Genomic DNA, 19,763 nt, shown 5'->3' on the forward strand with positions numbered 1-19,763 from the left:
TCGAGATTGCTGCCGATGGACCCCTTGACGCTCTTTGGCGCGTGCTCGTAAGGTCGGCGAAACATTTGGAAAACGTTACCCACATCACTTTCGGCGCCGTGGTGGCCGCCTCGACTCGGCGTCCACGCCGCAGCCATCCACCTGATCATGAAACGATTCAGCTAGGTGGGTTCCCGTGACACTCGATCTCCAACAACGACGCTCCGAGCGGCCCGCGGCCGCGGGCCGGCCCCGTCGAGCAGGGCGGGCCGTACCACCCTGGTGGTTCACCGCACCGGCGCTGCTGCTGTTCGCCTTCGTGGTGCTCATCCCGAGCGCCCGCGGCGTCTACTACGCCTTCACCGACTGGGACGGCCTCGACCCGAACTTCGCGTTCATCGGCCTGGACAACTTCATCGCCATGGCCGACGACCCGGACGCGTTGCAGGCCATCTGGCACACCCTGCTGGTGGCGATCGCGATCACGGTGATCCAGAACGGCGTCGGGCTCCTGCTCGCACTCGGCGTCAACACGACGATCAAGAGCCGCAACGTCCTGCGAGTGCTGCTGTTCGCCCCGGCGATGATCGCCCAGATCGTCACCGCCTACCTGTGGCGCAACCTGCTCGGCCCGGACGGTGCGGTCAACAGCCTGCTCGCCGGCATCGGCCTGGAGTCCTGGCAGCAGAACTGGCTCGGCGACCCCGACCTCGCGCTGTGGATGATCGTGCTCGTCGTGGTCTGGCAGTACGCCGGCTACTCGATGGTCATCTTCATCGCCGGCCTGCAGTCCATCCCGCAGGAGATCTACGAGGCGGCCGCGATCGACGGCACCGGCCCGGTCCGCCGCTTCTGGTCGGTGACCCGACCGCTGCTCGCCCCGGCACTCACGATCAACCTGATGCTGTCGATCATCGGCGGGCTCAAACTGTTCGACCAGGTCTACGGGATGACCGGCGGCGGGCCCGGGCATGCCACCGACACCATCTCCACGCTGATCTACAAGGACGCGTTCACCCTCGGCGAGTTCGGCTACAGCATCGCCCTCGCCGTGGTGCTCACCGCGATCGTCACCGTCGTCTCCGCCGCCCAGTACACCGGGCTGTCCCGCAACGAGAAGGCCGCAACATGAAGCGCTACACCCCGCGCACCTTCGCGCTGGAAATGTTGATGATCGCGGTTGCCGTCGTCTTCGCATTCCCGGTCTACGTCCTGATCAACCTGGCCTTCCGGGCGCCCAGCGACACCTCGTCGCCGATCACCCCGACCAGCAGCCCGACCCTGGACAACTTCGTCGGCGCCTGGCAGGAAGCCGGCCTCGGCGGTGCGCTGATCAACAGCCTCGTGGTGACCACGGTGAGCGTGCTGATCGTGCTCGCCGTCTCGGCGCTGGCCGCCTACCCGCTCGCGAGGTCGACCGCGCACTGGTCACGCGGCATCTTCCTGCTGATCATGCTGGGGCTGATCCTGCCGTTCCAGCTGGCCTCGCTGCCGCTCTATCAGACCATCCGCGACCTCGGCCTGCTCGGCTCGGTCGGGTCACTGATCCTGTTCTACTCCGGGTTGCAGGTCCCGTTCACCACGTTCCTCTACGCCGGCTTCCTGCGGGCGCTGCCCCGCGACTTCGAGGAGGCCGCCACCATCGACGGCTGCGGACCCTTCACCGCGTTCCGCTACGTGATCCTGCCGATGCTCAAGCCGATCACCGTCACCGCGCTGGTCCTCAACGCGGTCAGCGTGTGGAACGACTTCTTCACCCCACTGCTCTACCTGTCCGGCAGCGACCAGCAGACCATGCCCGTCGCGATCGCCGGATTCGTGGGCCAGTTCGTCTCCGACTGGAACCTCATCTTCGCCGCCCTGCTGATCAGCATCATCCCGGTCCTGGCGGTCTACCTGGCGCTTCAACGCTCCATCATCAACGGATTCGCGGGAGGGCTGAAGGGATGACCCCCTACGGCTTGCAGACCGAACAACGCACCGAACCCCTCGGCCTCGGCGAAGCCCGGCCCCGGCTGTCCTGGAAACTACGCGCCGACCGGCACGGCGCGGCACAGACCGCATACCGGATCGTCGCGGCTGAGCGGGCCACCGACCTCGACGACCCCGCCCGGCTCATCTGGGACAGCGGCCGCCGCGACAGCGACCAGACACTGCTGATCACCTGGGACGGGCCGGCCCTGCGCTCAGCCACCCGATACCACTGGCGGGTCGACGTCTTCGACGAGACCGCAGCGCCCGCCGGCACCGCGCAGACCTGGTTCGAAACCGGTCTGCTGCACGGCGAGGACTGGACGGCCGCGTGGATCGGCCGCGACCCGGCGGCCCTGCCGTTGGTGGATCCGCCGACCGACGACGACCTGATCTCGCCCGGACCGGCCGAAGCGGCACTGCACCTGCGGCGCGACTTCCAGCTGCCGAAGCAGCCGATCCGGGCCCGGCTCTACGCCACCGCCCGCGGCGTCTACGAGCCGCAGCTCAACGGCGAGCGGGCCGGCGACCACGAGCTCGCGCCGGGCTGGACCGAATACCACCACCGGATCCAGTACCAGACCTACGACGTCACCGGCCAGATCCGGGCCGGCGCCAACACCGTCGCGGCGACGGTCGCCGACGGCTGGTGGAGCGGATACGTCGGCTTCGACCCGCGCCGCCCGGCCCGCCACTACGGCGACACTCCCGGGTTCCTGGCCCAGCTGGTGCTGGACTTCGCCGACGGCTCGCGGCAGATCGTCGCCACCGACGCGCAGTGGACCGAGCACGACAGCCCGATCCGCTCCGCCGACCTGATGATGGGCCAGTTCACCGACGGTCGCCGCGAGCTGTCCGGTCCGCGGCCGGTCGCCGTCCTGGACACCGAGACCGGCCCGCTGGTCGCCGAACCCGACGAGCCGATCCGGGTAACCGCCGAACTGCCGGCCGTCACGATCGACAACGGCATCGCCGACTTCGGGCAGAACCTGGTCGGCCGGGTTCGCCTGACCATCCGCGACGCCGAAGCCGGGCAACGGATCGTGCTGCGCCACGCCGAGGTCCTCACCGCAGACGGCTCGCTGTACCTCGACAACCTGCGCCGCGCCGCCGCCACCGACACCTACATCTGCGCCGGCCACGAGATCGAGGTCTTCGAGCCACGATTCACCTTCCACGGCTTCCGGTACGCCGAAGTCACCGGCTACACACCGCACCCCGACGACGTGACCGCCCAGGTCCTGCACTCCGACACCCCGTGGACCGGCCGGTTCGAATCCTCGGACCCGACCGTCAACCAGCTGCACGCCAACATCTGCTGGGGACAGCGCGGCAACTTCGTCGCCGTGCCGACCGACTGCCCGCAACGCGACGAGCGCCTCGGCTGGCTCGCCGACGCGCAGGTGTTCGCACCGACCGCGACCCGCAACGCCGACGTGTCCGCGTTCTTCGCCCGCTGGATGCGTGACGTCGTCGACGGCCAGAACGCCGACGGCGCCTTCCGCGACGTCGCCCCGATCATCGCGTTCGACCGGGAAGGCGCCCCTGCCTGGGGCGACGGCGGCGTGATCATCCCGTGGCTGTTGTGGCGCACGTACGGCGACCGGCGTGTGCTGGAACGCAGTTTCGACGCGATGGCCGCGTGGGTCGAGCACATCCACCGGCACAACCCCGGCCTGCTGTGGGAGAACCGCACCGGCAACTCCTACGGCGACTGGCTCCAGATCGACGCGGAGACTCCCCGCGATGTTCTGTCCACCGCCTACTTCGCGCACAGTACCGCGATCGTGGCCACAGCGGCCTCCGTCCTGAACCGGACAGCGCAAGCGGCGAAGTACCGCGAACTGCACGCCGGGATCAAGCAAGCCTTCACCGACGCGTTCGTCAGCGACGACGGCAGTGTCAAAGGCGGCAGCCAGACCGTATACCTGCTGGCGCTCGCCTTCGATCTGCTGCCGAACGACCTCAAGAGTCTGGCCGTGGCGCATCTGGCGGCCGACATCGAGAGCCGCGGCAACCGGCTGACCACCGGATTCGTCGGCGTCTCCCTGCTCTGCCCGGTGCTCACCGAACACGGCCGCGCCGACCTCGCCTACGCACTACTTCACCAGGACGAATACCCGTCCTGGAACTACTCGATCCGGCACGGCGCCACCACCATCTGGGAGCGCTGGGACGGCTGGACCGAAGAGCACGGCTTCCAGTCCGCCGCCATGAACTCGTTCAACCACTACAGCCTCGGCAGCGTCGGCGACTGGCTCTACGGCCGGGTCGCCGGCATCGACCAGACACCCGACTCGGTCGCCTACTCCGAGCTGCTGCTGCACCCCACCCCGGACCCGACCGGCCGGCTCACCTGGGCCAGGGCCGAACAGGAGACCGCCCGCGGCCTGGTCGCCTGCGGCTGGTCGAAAGAAGACGACCGGCTCACCGTGACCGCTACGGTGCCGCCGGGAAGCACCGCCATCCTTCTGATCCCCACCAGCGATCCCGGCAGTGTGCACGCTGCCGAAACGCCCGGGGTTCTGCGGGCCGAGCCGTCCGGCGCCGGGCTCACCCTGCGGTTGACGTCCGGCCGATACACCTTCATCACCCCGCCTGATTCCTCTCCCACGCAGGAGACACCCATGAGATCACGCAAAATCACCGCCTTGACCGCGGCAATCGCCACGGCAGCCCTGCTGACCGCCTGCTCCAGCGGCCCCGGCGCCGGATCCAGCGACGGCGACAACAAGACGCTGACCATCGCCTCGGTCGACCAGGGCTCCATCGAGAAGGTCGTGGAGGCGTTCAAGGCCGCCAACCCCGGCGTCACCGTCAACCTCACCACGAGCGGCGCCGACCAGTACCAGCAGCAGATCCGCACCCAGCTGTCGTCCGGCACCGCCCCCGACGTGATGACCGTCTGGCCCGGCAACGGCAACCCCGGCGCCACCTACGTCCTGGCCAAGCCCGGCTACCTGCTCGACCTGTCCGACCAGCCGTGGGCCGCGAAACTGCCGGACTCGTTCCAGAAGGTCGCCCAGTACGAGGGCAAGACCTACAACGCCGTCTTCGGGCTCAACGGCATCGGCGCCGTCTACAACGACCAGGCTATGACCGAGTCCGGGCTGACCGCGCCGGGCACCTGGACCGACCTGCTCGCCTTCTGCAAGGCCGCCGCCGGCAAGGGCACCCCCGCGTTCGCCCTCGGCATCCAGGACAACTGGGTCACCCAGATCGCCCTCTACGGGCTGGTCGCCACCACCGTCTACAGCACCGACCGGGACTTCGACACGAAGATGGCGGCCGGGCAGGCCACCTTCGCCGGCTCACCGTGGACCACCGCGATGGCCAAGTACCAGGAGATGGACAGCGCCGGCTGCTTCCAGAAGGACCCGCTGGGCACCAGCTACGAGGCCAGCCAGACCCTCGCCGCCACCGGCAAGACCCTCGGCATCATCCAGGGCAACTGGATCATCGGGCTGCTCAAGCAGAAGAACCCGTCCGGCACGTTCACCATGAAGGCGCTGCCGGCCACCGACGACACCGCGCAGTTCATCATGCCGGCCGCGGCCGGAGCCGGCTACGGCGTCAACGCCAAGGCCAAGAACAAGGAACTCGCGCTCAAGTTCATCACGTTCGTGATGAGCCCCGAGGGCATGAAGACGTTCAACGAGGCCCAGGGCAGCCTGCCGACCCTGCCCGGCGCCGGAACGACCGTCGACCCTGGTCTGGCTGAACTCACCACGTTCGTCGAGGGCAACAAGACCGTGCCGTTCATGGACCAGCTCTGGCCCAACGCGAAGGTGCAGCAGACCATGCTCAGCGGCCTGCAAGAGGTGTTCAGCGACCAGACCACCGCCGCTGACGTGCTCAAAGATATGGACACCGACTACAAGGCCGGCGCGTGAAACGGCGTACCGCACTCGGACTGTCGCTTGCCATCCCCTCGGCGACCGTGCTGACCGCCGGCCCCGCCGAGGCAACCGGCAGCGGCCACGGCGACGGGCCCGGCCTGAGGGTCGTCGGTCTGCGCATCGACGGCCGCGGTGACCAGCCGCTCGGCCTCGACAGCCCGAACCCCGTGTTCAGCTGGCGGTTCGCCGAGACGTCGTCGGCAGCGGCGGACCGGCAGACCGCGTACCAGATCCGGGTCTACGACGCCGACCGCGACCGGCTGCTCTCGGACTCCGGCAAAGTGAGCTCGCCGGTGCAGTCCGGTGTCCGCTACGACGGCCCGATTCTGAGTTCTCGGCTTCGGCTGAGCTGGCAGGTCCGGGCCTGGGACGCCAACCGGCACGCCACGGACTGGAGCCGCCCGTCCACCTGGGAGACCGGGCTGCTCCAGCAGGGCGACTGGGGTGGTGCACGGTGGATCGACTACCCCGGGCGCACCGAGACCCAGCCGATGCCGATCTTCGCCCGGCAGTTCACCACCGACGCGCACCGCAAGGTCACCCGGGCCCGGCTCTACCTGTCCGGTGTCGGGCTGCACCTGGCGACCGTCAACGGCAAGTCCCTGACCGACGAGGTCCTCGCCCCGGGGTACTCCAACTATCAGCTCTCCAGCGAGTACCGGGTCTACGACATCACCGACGAGCTACGCAAAGGCGCCAACACCGTCGGGGTACGCCTCGGCAACGGCCCCGCCTACGTGCGGCGCAGCGCCACCAACCCGGCCGTCGGGCGGACCGCGCCGTACTCGTGGTGGCAGAGCCAGCTCAAGGGCAGCGGCACCCTGGTCGGCGCCGTCGAGGCCGGCGCCACCACGGTCACGCTGAGCAGCGTCACCGGCTATCACGTCGGCGGCACCATCAACGTCGACACCGGTGGCGGCGGCGACAACCTGGAATCCCGGGTCATCACCGCGATCGGCGCGGACAGCATCACCTTCACCCCCGGGCTGTCGAAGCCACACCCGGCCGATGTCACGGTCACCGGCTCCGGCAACAACATCGCGGCCAGCGATCCCAGCGCCGGAGCGGCTGTCACGCCGCGGTTCATCGCGCGACTGGAGATCACGTACGCGGGCGGGAAAGAGACGGTGATCGTCTCGGATCGTGAGTGGCGTACCGCGTTCGGCCCGCTGACCACCGATGCCTGGTACTCCGGATCCGACTTCGATGCCCGCCGCGAGCAGCCCGGCTGGGACCGGCCCAAGTCCGATCTGTCGGCGGCCGCGAAGCGCCGCGACGGCACCGCGACCGGGTGGATCGCGGCCGGGATCGCGCCACCGCCGAACCTCGCCACCAAGCTCGTCGCACGTACCGCACCGCCGATCACGATCGCGGACCGGTTCGAACCGGTGGCGATCACGAACCCGGTTCCGGGGACGTGGGTGTTCGACTTCGGTCAGAACATCGTCGGGTTCCCGCAGCTGAACGTGAACGGCCTGCCCGCCGGCACCACCATCCGCGTCTCGCCGGCCGAGTCCCTCGCGGCCGACGGCACGGTCGACCAGGCGTCGCTGCGCGGCGGTGGCGGCAGCCGGGGTGTGGACCTGTTCAACACCTACACCACCGCCGGGCTGCACGGCGGCGAGACGTGGCGGCCGGACTTCAACTACTTCGGCATGCAATGGGTGCAGGTCACCGGCCTGCCAGCGGACTACGTCGCGACCAAGGAGACGATCACCGGGCTGCGGGTGCAGGCCGAGACCCCGCTGGCCGGCGCGGTGACCACGTCGAACGCGCGGGTCAACCGGCTTCACAAGATGGCCTGGTACTCGTTCGCCGGCAACATGATGAGCGTCTTCACCGACTGCCCGGGCCGGGAGAAACTGTCCTACCCGGCCGACTACACGATGCCGATGGGCTCGATCCACCGCAACTTCGACCTCGCCGCCTACCTGCGCACCCACCAGCGGCACCTGGTCGAAGGACAGTCGATCGCGGACACCCCGATGGCCGGCAACGTGGCGCTCAAGACCCCGGTCTACGACTGGGGCTACACCGGGCGCTTCGGCGACGAGATCAACTGGGGTGACGCGATCATCCTGGTGCCGGGCTTCCTGCGGCAGCTCTACGGCGACACCGAGACCGCGGCCCGCTACTACGAGCCGATGGTGCGGTTCGCCGACTACATCGCCCGGCAGAAGGCGGTCGGCAACATCGTCGATGCGGCTCTGGCCGACTGGGTGTCGGCTGAACCGGTCTCCGGCAAGATCACCGGCACCTGGGGCTACTACCTGATGATCAAGGAGCTGGCCGAACTGGCCCGGCTGGCCGGGCATCAGGCCGACACCGTCAAATACACGGCCCTCGCCGCCGATATCAAAACGGCCTTCAACAACGCCTTCTGGGACCCGGCCCGGCGGCTCTACGCGGACAACGGCGCCGTCTCCCAGTCCGCGCAGGCCCTCGCGCTCGACGCCGGTCTCGTACCCGAGGCCGAGCGGCAGGCGGTCCTCGACGGCCTGGTGGCGATGATCTACGCGTTCCACCCCAACGGCGACGGCCCGCACTTCAGCGGCGGCACCATCGGCATGGCGCCGACCGTGCGGGCGCTGTCCGCCGGCGGCCGCGACGACGTGCTCTGGGATCTCATCCACTCCGACGATCAGCCCAGTTACGGCTACTTCATGGCGTCCACCGTCGCGAACCCGGGCGGCATGACCACCATGGGGGAGCGGTGGAACCGCGGCGACTCCAAGAACCACATGATCCTCGCCCAGATCGAGGAGTGGTTCCACACCGGCCTGGCCGGTATCCGGGCCGCCGACGGCACGGTCGCCTACCGGGACCTGGTCATCCAGCCGAAGGTGGTCGGTGACCTGACGTTCGTGAAGGGGCACTACGTCACGCCGCAGGGCACCGCCCGCTCGGAGTGGAAACGTGACGGCAATCGGCTGCGGCTGACCGTCACGGTCCCGCCGAACACCACCGCCACGGTCCATGTGCCCACTCTGGGTGGCCGGGTGGCCGGCACCCCGCGTCGCGCGAAGTTCCTGCGCAACATCGACGGCTACGCCGTCTACCAGACGCCGTCCGGCACCTACACCTTCCACACCGAGTAACCCCCAACCACCGGTCCGGCCGCCGTTCCCCAGCCCGGCGGCCGGACCGGCCCTCAACGCGACGAGGAGACCGGTGAACGACTTCCCGGACGGCTTCCTGTGGGGCAGCGCCACCTCGGCTCACCAGGTCGAGGGCGGCAACACCAACAACGACTGGTGGGACTTCGAACAGAACCCGGCCTCTGCCGCGAGGTGGTCGTCCGGCGACGGCATCGATCACTTCTACCGGTACGCCGATGACTTCGCGCTCCTGGCATCCCTGGGACACAACGCCCACCGGCTGTCGCTGGAGTGGTCGCGGATCGAACCCGTGCCCGGACAGTTCAGCCGGGCGGCGATCGGCCACTACCGGCGAGTGCTAGGCGCCCTGGCCGGCACCGGCATGACCGCGTTCGTCACCCTGCACCACTTCACGCTGCCGCGCTGGCTGGCCGTTCGGGGCGGCTGGCTCGCCCCTGACGCGATCGACCTGTTCACGCGGTACTGCGCGTTCGTAACCGATGCGCTCGGCGACCTGATGCCGTACATCTGCACCATCAACGAACCGCAGATGATCGCCCTGCACGGCTACCTGGAGGGATACCACCCGCCTGGCGTCACCAACCCGGCGCTGTGGCGGCGCGTCGGCGGCGTGCTGCTCGACGCCCACCTCGCGGCGGTCCCGGCGATCCGCGCGGCCGGCGGCGCACAGATCGGCCTGGCCGTGCAGCTGCCTTTGCTCGACGGGCCGGAGCCGTTTCTCGGCCTGATGCGCCACGAGATCGTCGACCGCTACCTCGACGGCCTGGCCGGCGTCGACGGCGGTGACTGGCTCGGCGTCCAGTACTACCGCAAACAGTGGGTCGACCCGACGTCACCGTTCTTCTTCGCGCCGCCGCCACCGGGCGTGCCGGTCACCCAGATGGGCTGGGCCGTGCACCCGGACGGCCTGCGCGAGATCCTGCACCGCGCCGCGAAGACCGGCCTGCCTCTCTACGTCACCGAGAACGGCATCGCCACCGAGGACGACACCGAACGTATCGCCTACCTGCGCTCGCATGTCGCCGCCACCGCCCAGGCCATCGCCGAGGGCGTCGACGTGCGCGGCTACCTGCACTGGTCGGCATTCGACAACTTCGAATGGAGCGAAGGCTACCGGCCGAAGTTCGGCCTGATCGCCGTCGACGGCGACTTCACCCGCCACCCCAAACCCAGCGCCCACGCCTTCGCCGACCTCATCCGACAAGGAACCCTCCCGTGAACCTCACCCTCGAGGAGAAGGCCGCCCTCTGCCTCGGCTCCACCTTCTGGCACACCGCGCCGGTCGACCGCCTCAACATTCCGGCGATCATGCTCTCCGATGGCCCGCACGGGCTGCGCCGCCAACCCGACGGCAACCAGGCCGGCATCACCGGCAGCCTGCCCGCCACCTGCTTCCCGACCGCGTCCGCGCTCGGCTCCTCCTGGGACCCGGCCCTGGTGGAACGCGTCGGCGCGGCGATCGGCGCCGAAGCGCGCGCCCTCGGCGTCGCCGTGGTCCTCGGCCCCGGCGTCAACATCAAGCGTTCGCCACTGTGCGGCCGCAACTTCGAATACTTCTCCGAGGACCCGCTGCTCACCGGCGTGCTCGGCGACTTCCCACTCACTGCCCTGACCGCGTTCCCCGGCCTGGGCCTCTCCGCTCCCGTCCTGGCGCACGCCGTGCGCCTGTCGAAGGAGGTTTGATCATGGATCGTTCCGTCACCCGAAGAGCACTGATCGGCGGATCGCTGTCGGTTGCCGCCTCGCCGCTGATCGCGGCACCGGCACATGCCGACGGCGGCCGCTGGAAGGACGAGGCAGCGACCCGGTACGGCCGGGTCCGTGGCCGCCGGCAGGACGGCATCGTCAAGTTCCTCGGCGTCCCCTACGCCACCCCGCCGCTCGGCAAGCTCCGCTTCCGGGCGCCGCAGCCGTTGAAGCCGTGGCACGGTGTTCGGGATGCGGTCGACTTCCCGAACCCGGCGTACCAGGTGGCCGGCGCCGAGATGGGCCCGGGCGGCAACGGCCGGATGCCGGCGCCGTCCGAGGACTGCCTCTACCTCAACATCTGGACCCCGGCCGCCGACGGCAAGCGCCGGCCGGTGATGTTCTACAACCACGGCGGCGGCTACATGATCGGCTCCGGGTCCGCGACCGGGCAGGACGGCACCCGCCTTGCCATGCTCCACGACGTGGTCGTGGTCGAGTCGAACCATCGGCTCGGTCTGCTCGGCTACCTGTTCCTCGGCGACCTCGCCCGCGGCGACTACGCCGCCAACCAGGGGATGCTCGACATCCTTGCCGCGCTGCGCTGGACGGCGGAGAACATCGAGAACTTCGGCGGCGACCCGGACAACATCATGGTCTGGGGCGAGAGCGGCGGTGGCGCCAAGACCGCCGCCGTCTACACCATGCCGAAAGCAGCCCGGCTGTTCCACAAGGCGTCGATCGAGAGCGCCGCGCCGCTGCGCTTCCCCACCCGGGCCGGCGCCACCGCCCGCGCCGAACGCACCCTGCACCTGCTCGGCCTGACCCGTACGGACATCCGCACGCTGCACGACATTCCCGCGGCCCGGCTCCTCGAGATCCAGGTCTCCGAGGCCGCGAACGGTGTCGCGCCGTGGGGCGAGCCGGACCCGGTGCTGCCCGGCTTCGGCGCCTTCGTCGACGGCACGATCATCCCACGGCATCCGTTCGCCGACGGTGCCGCGCCGTTCTCGGCCGGCAAGCCGCTGATGGTCGGCACCACGCGCGACGAGATGGTGTTCTTCGGCCTCTTCGGCCCGAAGGACATCTTCAGCATCGACGACGCCGGCCTGCGCAGCCGGCTGAGCGCCACCTACCAGGGCGCCGACCTCGACCGCATCATCGCCACCTTCCGCCGGTCGCGGCCGAACGCCACTCCGGCGCAGCTGTACTTCGCGATCACCACGTCGCCGATCTGGCGCGACGCTATCAAGATCGCCGAAGCGAAGGAGGCGCAGCGCTGGGCGCCGGTCTACATGTACCAGCTCGCCTACCCCGACCCGACCCTGGTGCCCGGCACCGACTTCCCGCTCGGCTCCCCGCACGCCTCCGACATCCCGCTCAAGTTCGACACCCTCAGCCGGGACTCCCTGCCGGGACAGTTGGCGACCGCACGGCACATGAGCGCGCTGTGGGCCGGGTTCGCCCGCGACGGCCGCCCGAACGCGCCGGGAGTGCCGCGATGGCCGACCTACACTCGCCGGGACCGCGCGACCATGTGGATCGACGCCACCTGCCGGATCGTGAACGACCCGGACCAGAGCGAACGGCTGTACTGGGAGAGTCGCGCATGACGTACGCCGCCGATCCCGGCATCTCCGGAATCGGCGGCGCACCACACAGCGGGTGTTACGGGGCCGAGGTGAACTCGGAGGTTCCGGCGCCCACGGCGTAGACGTCATAGAGCCCGTCGCGGCGAACCAGTGTCGCGCCGGGCGTCACGGCGGTGCTGCTCGCCGACGCCGACGCCAGCGGCACCCACACCTGACCGCTGGTGCCTGCGGCCGCGGTGACCTGGATACGGAACTGGCCGGTGGTGTCCCGGGCCCATTTGACGACCAGTGACCCGCCGGTCGTGGGGACGCCGCCCTGCGCCCAGGTGAGGTTTCCGGCCTGGGGCTTGACCTGCCAGGTTGTATAACCGGGGTTCACCGCGGTCGCGCCGAGGACGCTCTCGGTCAGTACCTGGGTGGGTCCGGCTCCCCAGGCGTGGGCGAGGCTGTCGAAACCGCGCGACGGCAGCCCGTTGGCGTTGACGAACTCCCAGAACGTGCCGGTGTAGTAGCCGCTGTTCGGGTCGACCTGGATGCCCCAGTGACGGCGCATCAGGTCGAGGGCGCCGGTGGTGTCGCCGTTGGCGAACCGTGCCATGACCTCCCAGGTGTTGTTGAGCGGCTCGATGGTGTGGCCGTACGGGTCGGCCATACTGGGAGCGGGCTGCGAGATCTGACTTCCGTGTGCCTGCCAGCGGGCTTTGAAGTAGCTCAGGATGCCGGCGACCCTGTCCGCGGGCGCCACGCCGAGGCGGATCGCGTTCATGTTGGCGTCCAGTGGGAACACGTTCGGCCGGCTGTTGGTGTGCTGGTAGAGCCCGGCCGTGGTGTTGAACAGGCGGTTGTTGATCGCGGTTTTGAGCGCGGTGGCCTTGGTGGTGTACTCGGTGACCCGGGCGGCGGTCCCGACCCGGCTCTCCATCCAGATCATGTTCTGCAGCAGCTCGTAGTAGGCGAGGCTGTACTCGGTGACCTCGCCGCTCTGGCGGGTCTGCCAGTAGTCGTTGTCGTCGGTGACGACCAGACCGTTGGCGTTGACTCTGGTGGCGTGATAGGCGGTCGCGGCTTCCAGCTTGCTGCGCAGACCGGTGATGAACGCCGTGTCGTTGGTGTAGCGGTAGTACTGGATCGCGATGATCGCCGAGTAGGCCGAATACGTCACCGCGTAGTCGAAGGCGCCGCAGCCACGGAATCCGACGGCGCTGGTGAGGCGGCCGGTGGCGGCCTGGAGGTTGAAGATGCTGTTGATCGAGCCTTTGACGTACGCGGTGCTGTTCGAGCCGAGCGAGAGCTGAGCGACCGGGTTGGTGATCATGAGGTCGCCGGACCAGATGGCCCGGTCGCGTTTGGCGCCGTCGAAGATGACCGGCACGGTGAAGCAGGAGGCGACGCCGGTGGGCACCATGTCCATCTGGGTGGTGTAGGCGCCGGCGTACCACATGCGGTTGAGCTGATCGTCGCTCGAGATGAAGTACCCCTGGTAGCGGTCGGCGGTGGCCCGGTAGGCCTTGAAGTTCACGCCGGCGCCGCCCAGGGTGACGCTGCCCGGCGTGGTCAGCTGGATCGCGGCGAACCGGAACCCGCCACGTAGCGCGCCGGTGTACGTGCGCACACCGTTGACGGCGAAGGTGACCGGGGAGCCGTTGTCGCTGTTGTAGACGCCGCCGCTCGCGGTCAGGAACGGCAGCGCCTCACTGGTCGCCACGCGCAAAGTGACTGACGAGCCGCTGGATGCCTGCCATGCCGAGACGTTCGCGAAGGGGGTGCCGCCGACCTCCTTGCCGAAGTCGAGCACGATCGTCGCGGGGGAGTTCGCCGAGGTGGTGGTCAGCACTGTCGAGCCGGTTCCCTGAGTGGTCAGGCCCGCGGCGTTGGTGACCGTGCCGCTGGTCCGCGTCACGCTGGTGGCGCGGACGTTGTCGCTGGCCGGAGCCGGTACCAGGGCCTGCCAGTTCGGGTTGTCCGGCCAGGTCGGCGGCGCGGCGGCGGCCGGGCCCGACAGCGTTGTCGCCGCGACCAGGCAGGCGACGATGCCGGCCAGCGTTCGCCAGGCTGATTGTCCGAGGCTTCGTCGTGGCTGCTGATCGGGTCTGCCATTCGAGTCGTGCATCGGCTTTCCTCCTTGAATATAAGTGTTGTAACGTTTCAATTTTATGGAGCAGGGAAGCCAGAAAAGGCTGGTGGCTGCGGCTGTCGATCAAGCGAAGGGCAGGATGCAGGTGAACCCGTGACGAGAAACGTTTCCCACGGGTTTCGCTCAAGATAGGCGTCGATGTCATGCCTGGTCAACCATCAACCTCCGCGAGGCTGTCGTGTATGGGCACCCATTCGCAGCCATCTCGATCAGGGTGGCGGCTGTCGCGAACCTGTCTCTTGACCCACGGGTCATCGACTTCTATCGTTCCCCGAAACAGTTGAGAAACGTTCCCCGTGACGTCGACGCCTGCTGGAGCCGGTGACGAGGAGCGTCTAGCAGATATGAAACGTTACATACCTGCGACGGATGGCCAGTTCAGAAGGGGAGAGCCATGCTGAGAAGTCAGCCGAATCCGCCCGTCATGTTGCGCCTCCGAAGGGCCGTCACAGCAGCAGCGGTGGCTCTCGGCACCCTCATCGCCATCGGCCCGCAGAGTCCGGGCTGGCGGCCGTCAGTCCCTACCAACGTGGGCCGGACCCGACCGCGGCCAGCGTCGCCGCCGTCACCGGCCCGTTTGCCATTTCGTCGGTCGCGGTCGCCCGCGGCAACGGCTTCGGCGGCGGAGTGATCTACTACCCGACCGACACCAGCCAGGGCACCTTCGGCGGGATCGCCATCTCGCCGGGGCTCAACGGCACCTGGCCCGGCATAGCCTGGCTGGGCCCGCGACTGGCCTCGCAAGGCTTCGTCGTGTTCGGAATCGAGACGAACAACCTCAACGACAGCCCCGCCAGCCGCGGTACCCAGCTCCTGGCGGCGCTGGACTACCTCACCCGCAGCAGCACGGTGCGCACCCGAGTCGACGCCGGCCGGCTCGGCGTCATCGGGCATTCGATGGGCGGCGGCGGGGCCCTCGACGCGGCCCTGCGCCGGCCGGCTCTGCAGGCCGCGATCGGCAACGCGCCGCACCTGCCGTCAGGCAGCCTGGCCGGCGACCGGGTCCCGACACTCGTCTACGCCATGCAGAACGACACCCTCGTGCCGCCGACCCGCCTGACCAGCCTGTACAACACCATCCCGGCGGCGACTGAACGCGCCTACATCGAAGTCGCCGGGGCGGGCCACAACTACATCGGACAGCCCAGCACCGTCCTGGCTCGCACCATGATCCCGTGGCTGAAGATCTTCATCGACGATGACGCTCGCTACAGCCAGTTCCTCTGCCCCCTGTCCAACCAGGCCGGCATCACTCAGTACCGCAGTAGCTGCCCGTTGATCTCGACGACGGCGACGGTGTCTCGAGGACCCTGACGATCAGCTGAGGATTGGCGCCCGACGGCACACCGGCTGGCGGGTTCCACCGCACTGGCCTTGTTACCGCGAGCTCGCCGCGATAGTGGAGCTGGCGCCGGCCTTACGGAAGGCGCGGTAGCTGACTCTCACCCGCCCCGTGGATCGGTCGGCGGGATCCGGAGCCTGCGTCAGCCTGGTGGAACACGGCTGGAACGGACGCGCCCGCTCGGCCTGCAACACCAACCCGACGAGCGCCGCGCTGTTCCTGAACGACGACTGCATCGGCGGCCCGAGCCAGCTCCCGCCGGGCGACACGCCGAACCTTGACACCTCCACCCAGACAAGCATCCGGGGGCCCTGACCCGCGATGAGGTAGCACCCCGGCGGAAACTGCACGCCACGAGCATCCCGCAACCAGTCGCACACACCGCTGAAGCCGATCAGATGCCGGTGGGCTGGGCCCGCCGGTTCACCTTCCTGGTCGTCGGGAACCCGGCCGTCGTCCGACCCGTGCTGCCCCCGAGGTGCGTGGCCGGGTCGGCTGATCCTTGGGGGCGTCAACGGCACCGGGACTGGAGAACGCCACCAGTGGCGCGGCCGGGCGAGTGGATGTCGGCGGTGGCCACTCCGACGCCGCGATCTCCGCACCGGTGACCAGGACCGGAGGCGAGACGCGGTCGAGCAAGCGTTGCGCCAGAGAAGCATCGATCTCGAGTTCCGAACTGATGCGTACATCAGCGGCGGTAGCCAGATCCACGACGTCATCGCTGGTGAAAGCCCTGGAGGCGAGGGTGCTGAGCCGCCGGGCGAATTCCTGCATATTGACCATGTGCAGCCACATTCCTCGTTCAGCTGTCTTCGACTCCCACCGCAGGCGGATCATGAACCGACCTGCTCTGGCGAACCACGGCGTCCGCAAAGCCCTTGACGGCCTCTAGCTACGGCGACGTCACAGCTGCCGGATGGTGAGGCCAGTATATCGACACCCCGACGCTGATCCGGTCGAGCGGGTGCACGAGCAAGGTGGCCCGGGCGGGTACGATCGCGATCTGACCCTCGTGATCGATACCGGCCATCTCGCGGGCAGCGGCCGGTATCGCGAGTTCACCAGGTGTTTCGACGTGAGGACCACTGCTGGCGGCGGTGAAGAACGACGGCCTCGCCGGTTACCGGCATCGCGACTGGCTGGCCTGGTCGCCACCGCAGGGCGCGCATTGTCGTACGGCTGGTGAACCGGCCAGACGCGTCGAGAAGGGCCGTGTCCATCACCAGCGGTAAGGCCGTGATGTGGGCGCGCGGCGGATCAAGCGCGGGTTGGGCAAAGGGAACCTGCGGGGCGGCCCGGCACCGCACAGGAGGAATCAGTGCCTCGATGGTGTGCTCGAGACGGCCACGGATCCTCAGCAGGCCGGCCTCGCCCATACCTTCCTGCTCGGCATCAACGGCGCCGATATGAGCAGTACGCGACAAGGATTCGGGCGGTCCAGCGGATCCGTCGCCGAACGAACCCTCTGTTCCCGGCCACTGCCCGGCGTTGAGCTGGCCACCGCGAACCGAGCCCGCAGGAAGGCCGGCCGGATTCGATACCGCGTTGGTCGTCGAAGACGAGCTCCGTCACGGACCGGTCGCTACGCCAGGGCGCTGACCTGACCGCCCGATCCATCCAGGTCATGGGTAGTTCGGTTTCTGCACGGCCACGGCTTTCGGTGTTCTTCCACCAGTCGGGGTGGCCGGGCGTCCACCGTCGTTGACCGCTTCGGGCACCGGCTCGTTGAATGCCTCGCCGCCCGGTGGGAGCGCCGGGTCGAGGGCGGTGGCGGCGGACGCGTTGGTGATGCCCAGGGCGCTCAGCGCACCGGCATCCACGGTGGCGAGCGCCACCGCCAGCAGCGTGCGCTTGTTCATGGGGATACCTCGTTGCCGTCTCGGGGGATTGGCAAGACGGCTTACAGTAAGGCAGGGAGCCTATCGAGGGCCTTCAATAACCTAAATCCGGCCGCGGACCGCCCAGGCCGCGGCGGTGAGCGCGATTTCGCCGCCGTCGGTGCGCGGCAGGCGCTCGTCGAGCAGCCTGCGGATCCGTTCCCGCTGGGCGGGGTGCTGCCGGGCCAGGTAGGCCGGCGCGGGGCCCTGGCCGCCCAGGAACGGGTGCCAGTAGTCGTCGAAATCGGCGAAGACCGTCGGGATCTCGACGGCGCGGGTCGTCACGTCGCGCAGGCCGGCGACGGTCCAGGCGGCGCGGAGGGCGTCGGGGTGGCAGATCGGGAAGCGGGGCGCCTCGTCGGCCTCGGCGGCTGCCGGGTCGGTGTCGCGGGCCGCGTCCCAGAAGTACCGCATCATGCGCATGCCGTCGGCGTAGTCCCAGACGTACGCGGCGACGACCGCGCCGGGCGCGGCCACCCGGGCGAACTCGGCGACCGCCGCCCCGGGGTCGGGGATGAAGTTGAGCGCCAGGCCGCTGACCACCGCGTCGAAGCTGTCGTCGCGCAGCGGGAGGGCGGCGGCGCTGCCGTTGACCGGTACGGCGCCGGCGCCGGCCGCGGTGAGGAAGCCGCGGGACGTGTCGACGCCGGTCACCCGGGCCGGGGCGGCGACGGCCAGGACGGCCTCGCTCAGCGCGCCGGTGCCGCAGCCGGCGTCCAGCCAGCGGCCGCCGGGCGGCGCCGCCAGCCAGGCGACGAACTCGCGGGCCACCCGGCGACTCCAGCGGCCCACGTACGCCTCGTAGGCGTCGGCCACGGCCCAGACGTCTCCCATGCCGAGCAACCTACCGCCGCGAGTATGTGGGTTGAACACACTGCACGCGCCCGGCCGGCGGTGGGACGCTTCGGCCATGGAACAGGTAACCGTCGCGGTCCGCGGCATCTCGCTGAACGTCCTGCTCAACGGCCCGGCCGACGGCGCCGAACCACTTCAACGTGGCGGACGACCTGGTCGCGATGCCGCGGAAGCCGCCGATCACCTGGGTGCGCGGCGACCGGGGCGCGATCGTCTCCGACACCTCGTTCTTCGACCTGGCCTATCTGGGCTCGCTGGGCCTGGTGGCGGGCTGGCCCGGCACCGAGGCACTCGCCGCCACAACCATGTGCGAAGTCCGGGTCTAGACGCGGTTGCGGTAGTCGCGGGGTGGGGTGCCGGCGTGGCGTTGGAAGGCGCGGCTGAAGTCGGGGACGGGAGAAGCCCCAGCGGCGGGCGATGGTGGCGATGGTGAGGTGGTCGAGGCGGTGGTCGGCCAGGTCGCGGCGGGCCCGGTCGAGGCGGCGGGTGCGGATGTGGGCGGCGACGCCGGCGGGGTGGTGCTGCTGGAAGATGCGGTGCAGGTGGCGCGGGGAGATCCGGTGGGCGGCGGCGATCGTGGCGGGACGCAGCTCCGGGTGGTGCAGATTCTCCTCGATGAAGGCGATGATGCGCAGGTAGAGGGTGTGCGTGGGGGAGCGCAGCGGCGGGTTCTCCCGCTCCAGGTGGTGGGCGAGCACGGCGGTCGTCAGGTCCACCGCGATGGTTTCGAGGCGCAGCGTGTCGCGTTCCGTGCAGCGGGTGCGGTCGTCGGCCAGGGAGGCGAGGAAGGCGGCGAGGAGGCTGCCGATGTCTTCGGTTCCGGGTAGCGACACGGCGCAGAGGCCGGTCACCTGGCGCACGGGCAGCGGAAGCATCCTCTTGGGGAACTGCAGGAGCGCCGACTCCGCGAGGGACGTCCCGTTGACGATCGCCTCGTACGGTACGGAGCTGTCCCAGAGCACCAGGTTCCCGCGGGGGACCAGGGCGCTGGTGTCATTTTGCTCTATGCCCTGCCGGCCGGCCCGGATGAGACCAACCTCGTAGTACTCCGGATCGGACCTGCGGATTTCCCGCATCGACCGCCGCGCTGTCAGCGCCGTGTAGGCCAGGGTGGCGACCTGCGCGTTGCCGAGCGGCATGGCGCGGAGGCGGGCGGTGAACGCCTCGGGGTCCGGGACGTCGATTGCCGTCGGCGCCATCGAGGCGGCGGTGATCTCGCGCCAGGCGTCCAGGCGTTCTCGTGGGGCGATCGTGGCGCTGTCGAACACAGTGAGCATGGCTCCCCGCTTCCCCCGAAGTAAGCCCAGGG

Annotated in this window: 13 protein-coding genes; 8 read left to right on the top strand and 5 right to left on the bottom strand. The window is 69.3% G+C overall.

The window, feature by feature from the left end; genetic code table 11:
• Window positions 1-175: 175 nt before the first annotated feature.
• From BJ964_RS33510 to BJ964_RS33545, 7 genes are all read left to right on the top strand, one after another.
• On the top strand, window positions 176-1,111 hold the full coding sequence (locus tag BJ964_RS33510) for a carbohydrate ABC transporter permease (protein WP_188124395.1): 936 nt from the start codon (window positions 176-178) through the stop codon (window positions 1,109-1,111).
• Window positions 1,108-1,929: a carbohydrate ABC transporter permease gene (locus BJ964_RS33515; protein ID WP_188124396.1), complete on the top strand. Its 822-nt coding sequence runs from the start codon at window positions 1,108-1,110 to the stop codon at window positions 1,927-1,929. The genes BJ964_RS33510 and BJ964_RS33515 overlap by 4 nt, the downstream gene beginning before the upstream one ends.
• Window positions 1,926-5,843, top strand: a complete 3,918-nt coding sequence (locus BJ964_RS33520) for an extracellular solute-binding protein (RefSeq protein WP_229807447.1) — start codon at window positions 1,926-1,928, stop codon at window positions 5,841-5,843. Before BJ964_RS33515 ends, BJ964_RS33520 begins: the two co-directional genes overlap by 4 nt.
• Complete coding sequence (locus BJ964_RS33530) at window positions 5,840-8,947, top strand: alpha-L-rhamnosidase (RefSeq protein WP_188124397.1); 3,108 nt, start codon at window positions 5,840-5,842, stop codon at window positions 8,945-8,947. The genes BJ964_RS33520 and BJ964_RS33530 overlap by 4 nt, the downstream gene beginning before the upstream one ends.
• Window positions 8,948-9,020: 73 nt before the next feature.
• Window positions 9,021-10,187, top strand: a complete 1,167-nt coding sequence (locus BJ964_RS49275) for a glycoside hydrolase family 1 protein (protein ID WP_188124398.1) — start codon at window positions 9,021-9,023, stop codon at window positions 10,185-10,187.
• Complete coding sequence (locus BJ964_RS33540) at window positions 10,184-10,651, top strand: glycoside hydrolase family 3 protein (protein ID WP_188127585.1); 468 nt, start codon at window positions 10,184-10,186, stop codon at window positions 10,649-10,651. The genes BJ964_RS49275 and BJ964_RS33540 overlap by 4 nt, the downstream gene beginning before the upstream one ends.
• 2 nt (window positions 10,652-10,653) lie before the next feature.
• On the top strand, window positions 10,654-12,267 hold the full coding sequence (locus BJ964_RS33545; RefSeq protein WP_188124399.1) for a carboxylesterase/lipase family protein: 1,614 nt from the start codon (window positions 10,654-10,656) through the stop codon (window positions 12,265-12,267).
• Window positions 12,268-12,322: 55 nt separating this feature from the next.
• Here the strand turns inward: BJ964_RS33545 and BJ964_RS33550 are convergent, their stop codons facing one another.
• On the bottom strand, window positions 12,323-14,356 hold the full coding sequence (locus BJ964_RS33550) for an alpha-L-rhamnosidase-related protein (RefSeq protein ID WP_188124400.1): 2,034 nt from the start codon (window positions 14,354-14,356) through the stop codon (window positions 12,323-12,325).
• Between the two features lie 393 nt (window positions 14,357-14,749).
• On the opposite strand from BJ964_RS33550, the gene BJ964_RS33555 reads away from it, so the two are divergent.
• Complete coding sequence (locus tag BJ964_RS33555) at window positions 14,750-15,694, top strand: dienelactone hydrolase family protein (RefSeq protein WP_188124401.1); 945 nt, start codon at window positions 14,750-14,752, stop codon at window positions 15,692-15,694.
• A gap of 451 nt (window positions 15,695-16,145) precedes the next feature.
• Here the strand turns inward: BJ964_RS33555 and BJ964_RS33560 are convergent, their stop codons facing one another.
• From BJ964_RS33560 to BJ964_RS33575, 4 genes are all read right to left on the bottom strand, one after another.
• Complete coding sequence (locus BJ964_RS33560; RefSeq protein ID WP_188124402.1) at window positions 16,146-16,559, bottom strand: hypothetical protein; 414 nt, start codon at window positions 16,557-16,559, stop codon at window positions 16,146-16,148.
• 785 nt (window positions 16,560-17,344) lie between these two features.
• A complete protein-coding gene (locus tag BJ964_RS33565) occupies window positions 17,345-17,581 on the bottom strand; it encodes a hypothetical protein (protein WP_188124403.1) in 237 nt (78 codons plus the stop codon).
• Window positions 17,582-17,662: 81 nt separating this feature from the next.
• Window positions 17,663-18,433, bottom strand: a complete 771-nt coding sequence (locus BJ964_RS33570; protein ID WP_188124404.1) for a class I SAM-dependent methyltransferase — start codon at window positions 18,431-18,433, stop codon at window positions 17,663-17,665.
• A 125-nt stretch (window positions 18,434-18,558) separates the two neighbouring features.
• Window positions 18,559-19,731, bottom strand: coding sequence for an AraC-like ligand-binding domain-containing protein (locus BJ964_RS33575; RefSeq protein WP_188124405.1), 1,173 nt, complete (start codon window positions 19,729-19,731; stop codon window positions 18,559-18,561).
• Window positions 19,732-19,763 lie beyond the last annotated feature (32 nt).

The organism is Actinoplanes lobatus, assembly GCF_014205215.1.
Taxonomy (GTDB): Bacteria; Actinomycetota; Actinomycetes; order Mycobacteriales; family Micromonosporaceae; genus Actinoplanes; species Actinoplanes lobatus.

Bases quoted from the DNA above. Each gene is read 5' to 3' on its own strand.
- BJ964_RS33515 (WP_188124396.1), top strand. From the start codon at position 1,108: ATGAAGCGCTACACCCCGCGCACCTTCGCGCTGGAAATGTTGATGATC.
- BJ964_RS33520 (WP_229807447.1), top strand. From the start codon at position 1,926: ATGACCCCCTACGGCTTGCAGACCGAACAACGCACCGAACCCCTCGGC.
- BJ964_RS33545 (WP_188124399.1), top strand. From the start codon at position 10,654: ATGGATCGTTCCGTCACCCGAAGAGCACTGATCGGCGGATCGCTGTCG.
- BJ964_RS33550 (WP_188124400.1), bottom strand. From the start codon at position 14,356: ATGCACGACTCGAATGGCAGACCCGATCAGCAGCCACGACGAAGCCTC.
- BJ964_RS33555 (WP_188124401.1), top strand. From the start codon at position 14,750: ATGGCCAGTTCAGAAGGGGAGAGCCATGCTGAGAAGTCAGCCGAATCC.
- BJ964_RS33560 (WP_188124402.1), bottom strand. From the start codon at position 16,559: ATGATCCGCCTGCGGTGGGAGTCGAAGACAGCTGAACGAGGAATGTGG.
- BJ964_RS33565 (WP_188124403.1), bottom strand. From the start codon at position 17,581: ATGAACAAGCGCACGCTGCTGGCGGTGGCGCTCGCCACCGTGGATGCC.
- BJ964_RS33570 (WP_188124404.1), bottom strand. From the start codon at position 18,433: ATGGGAGACGTCTGGGCCGTGGCCGACGCCTACGAGGCGTACGTGGGC.
- BJ964_RS33575 (WP_188124405.1), bottom strand. From the start codon at position 19,731: ATGCTCACTGTGTTCGACAGCGCCACGATCGCCCCACGAGAACGCCTG.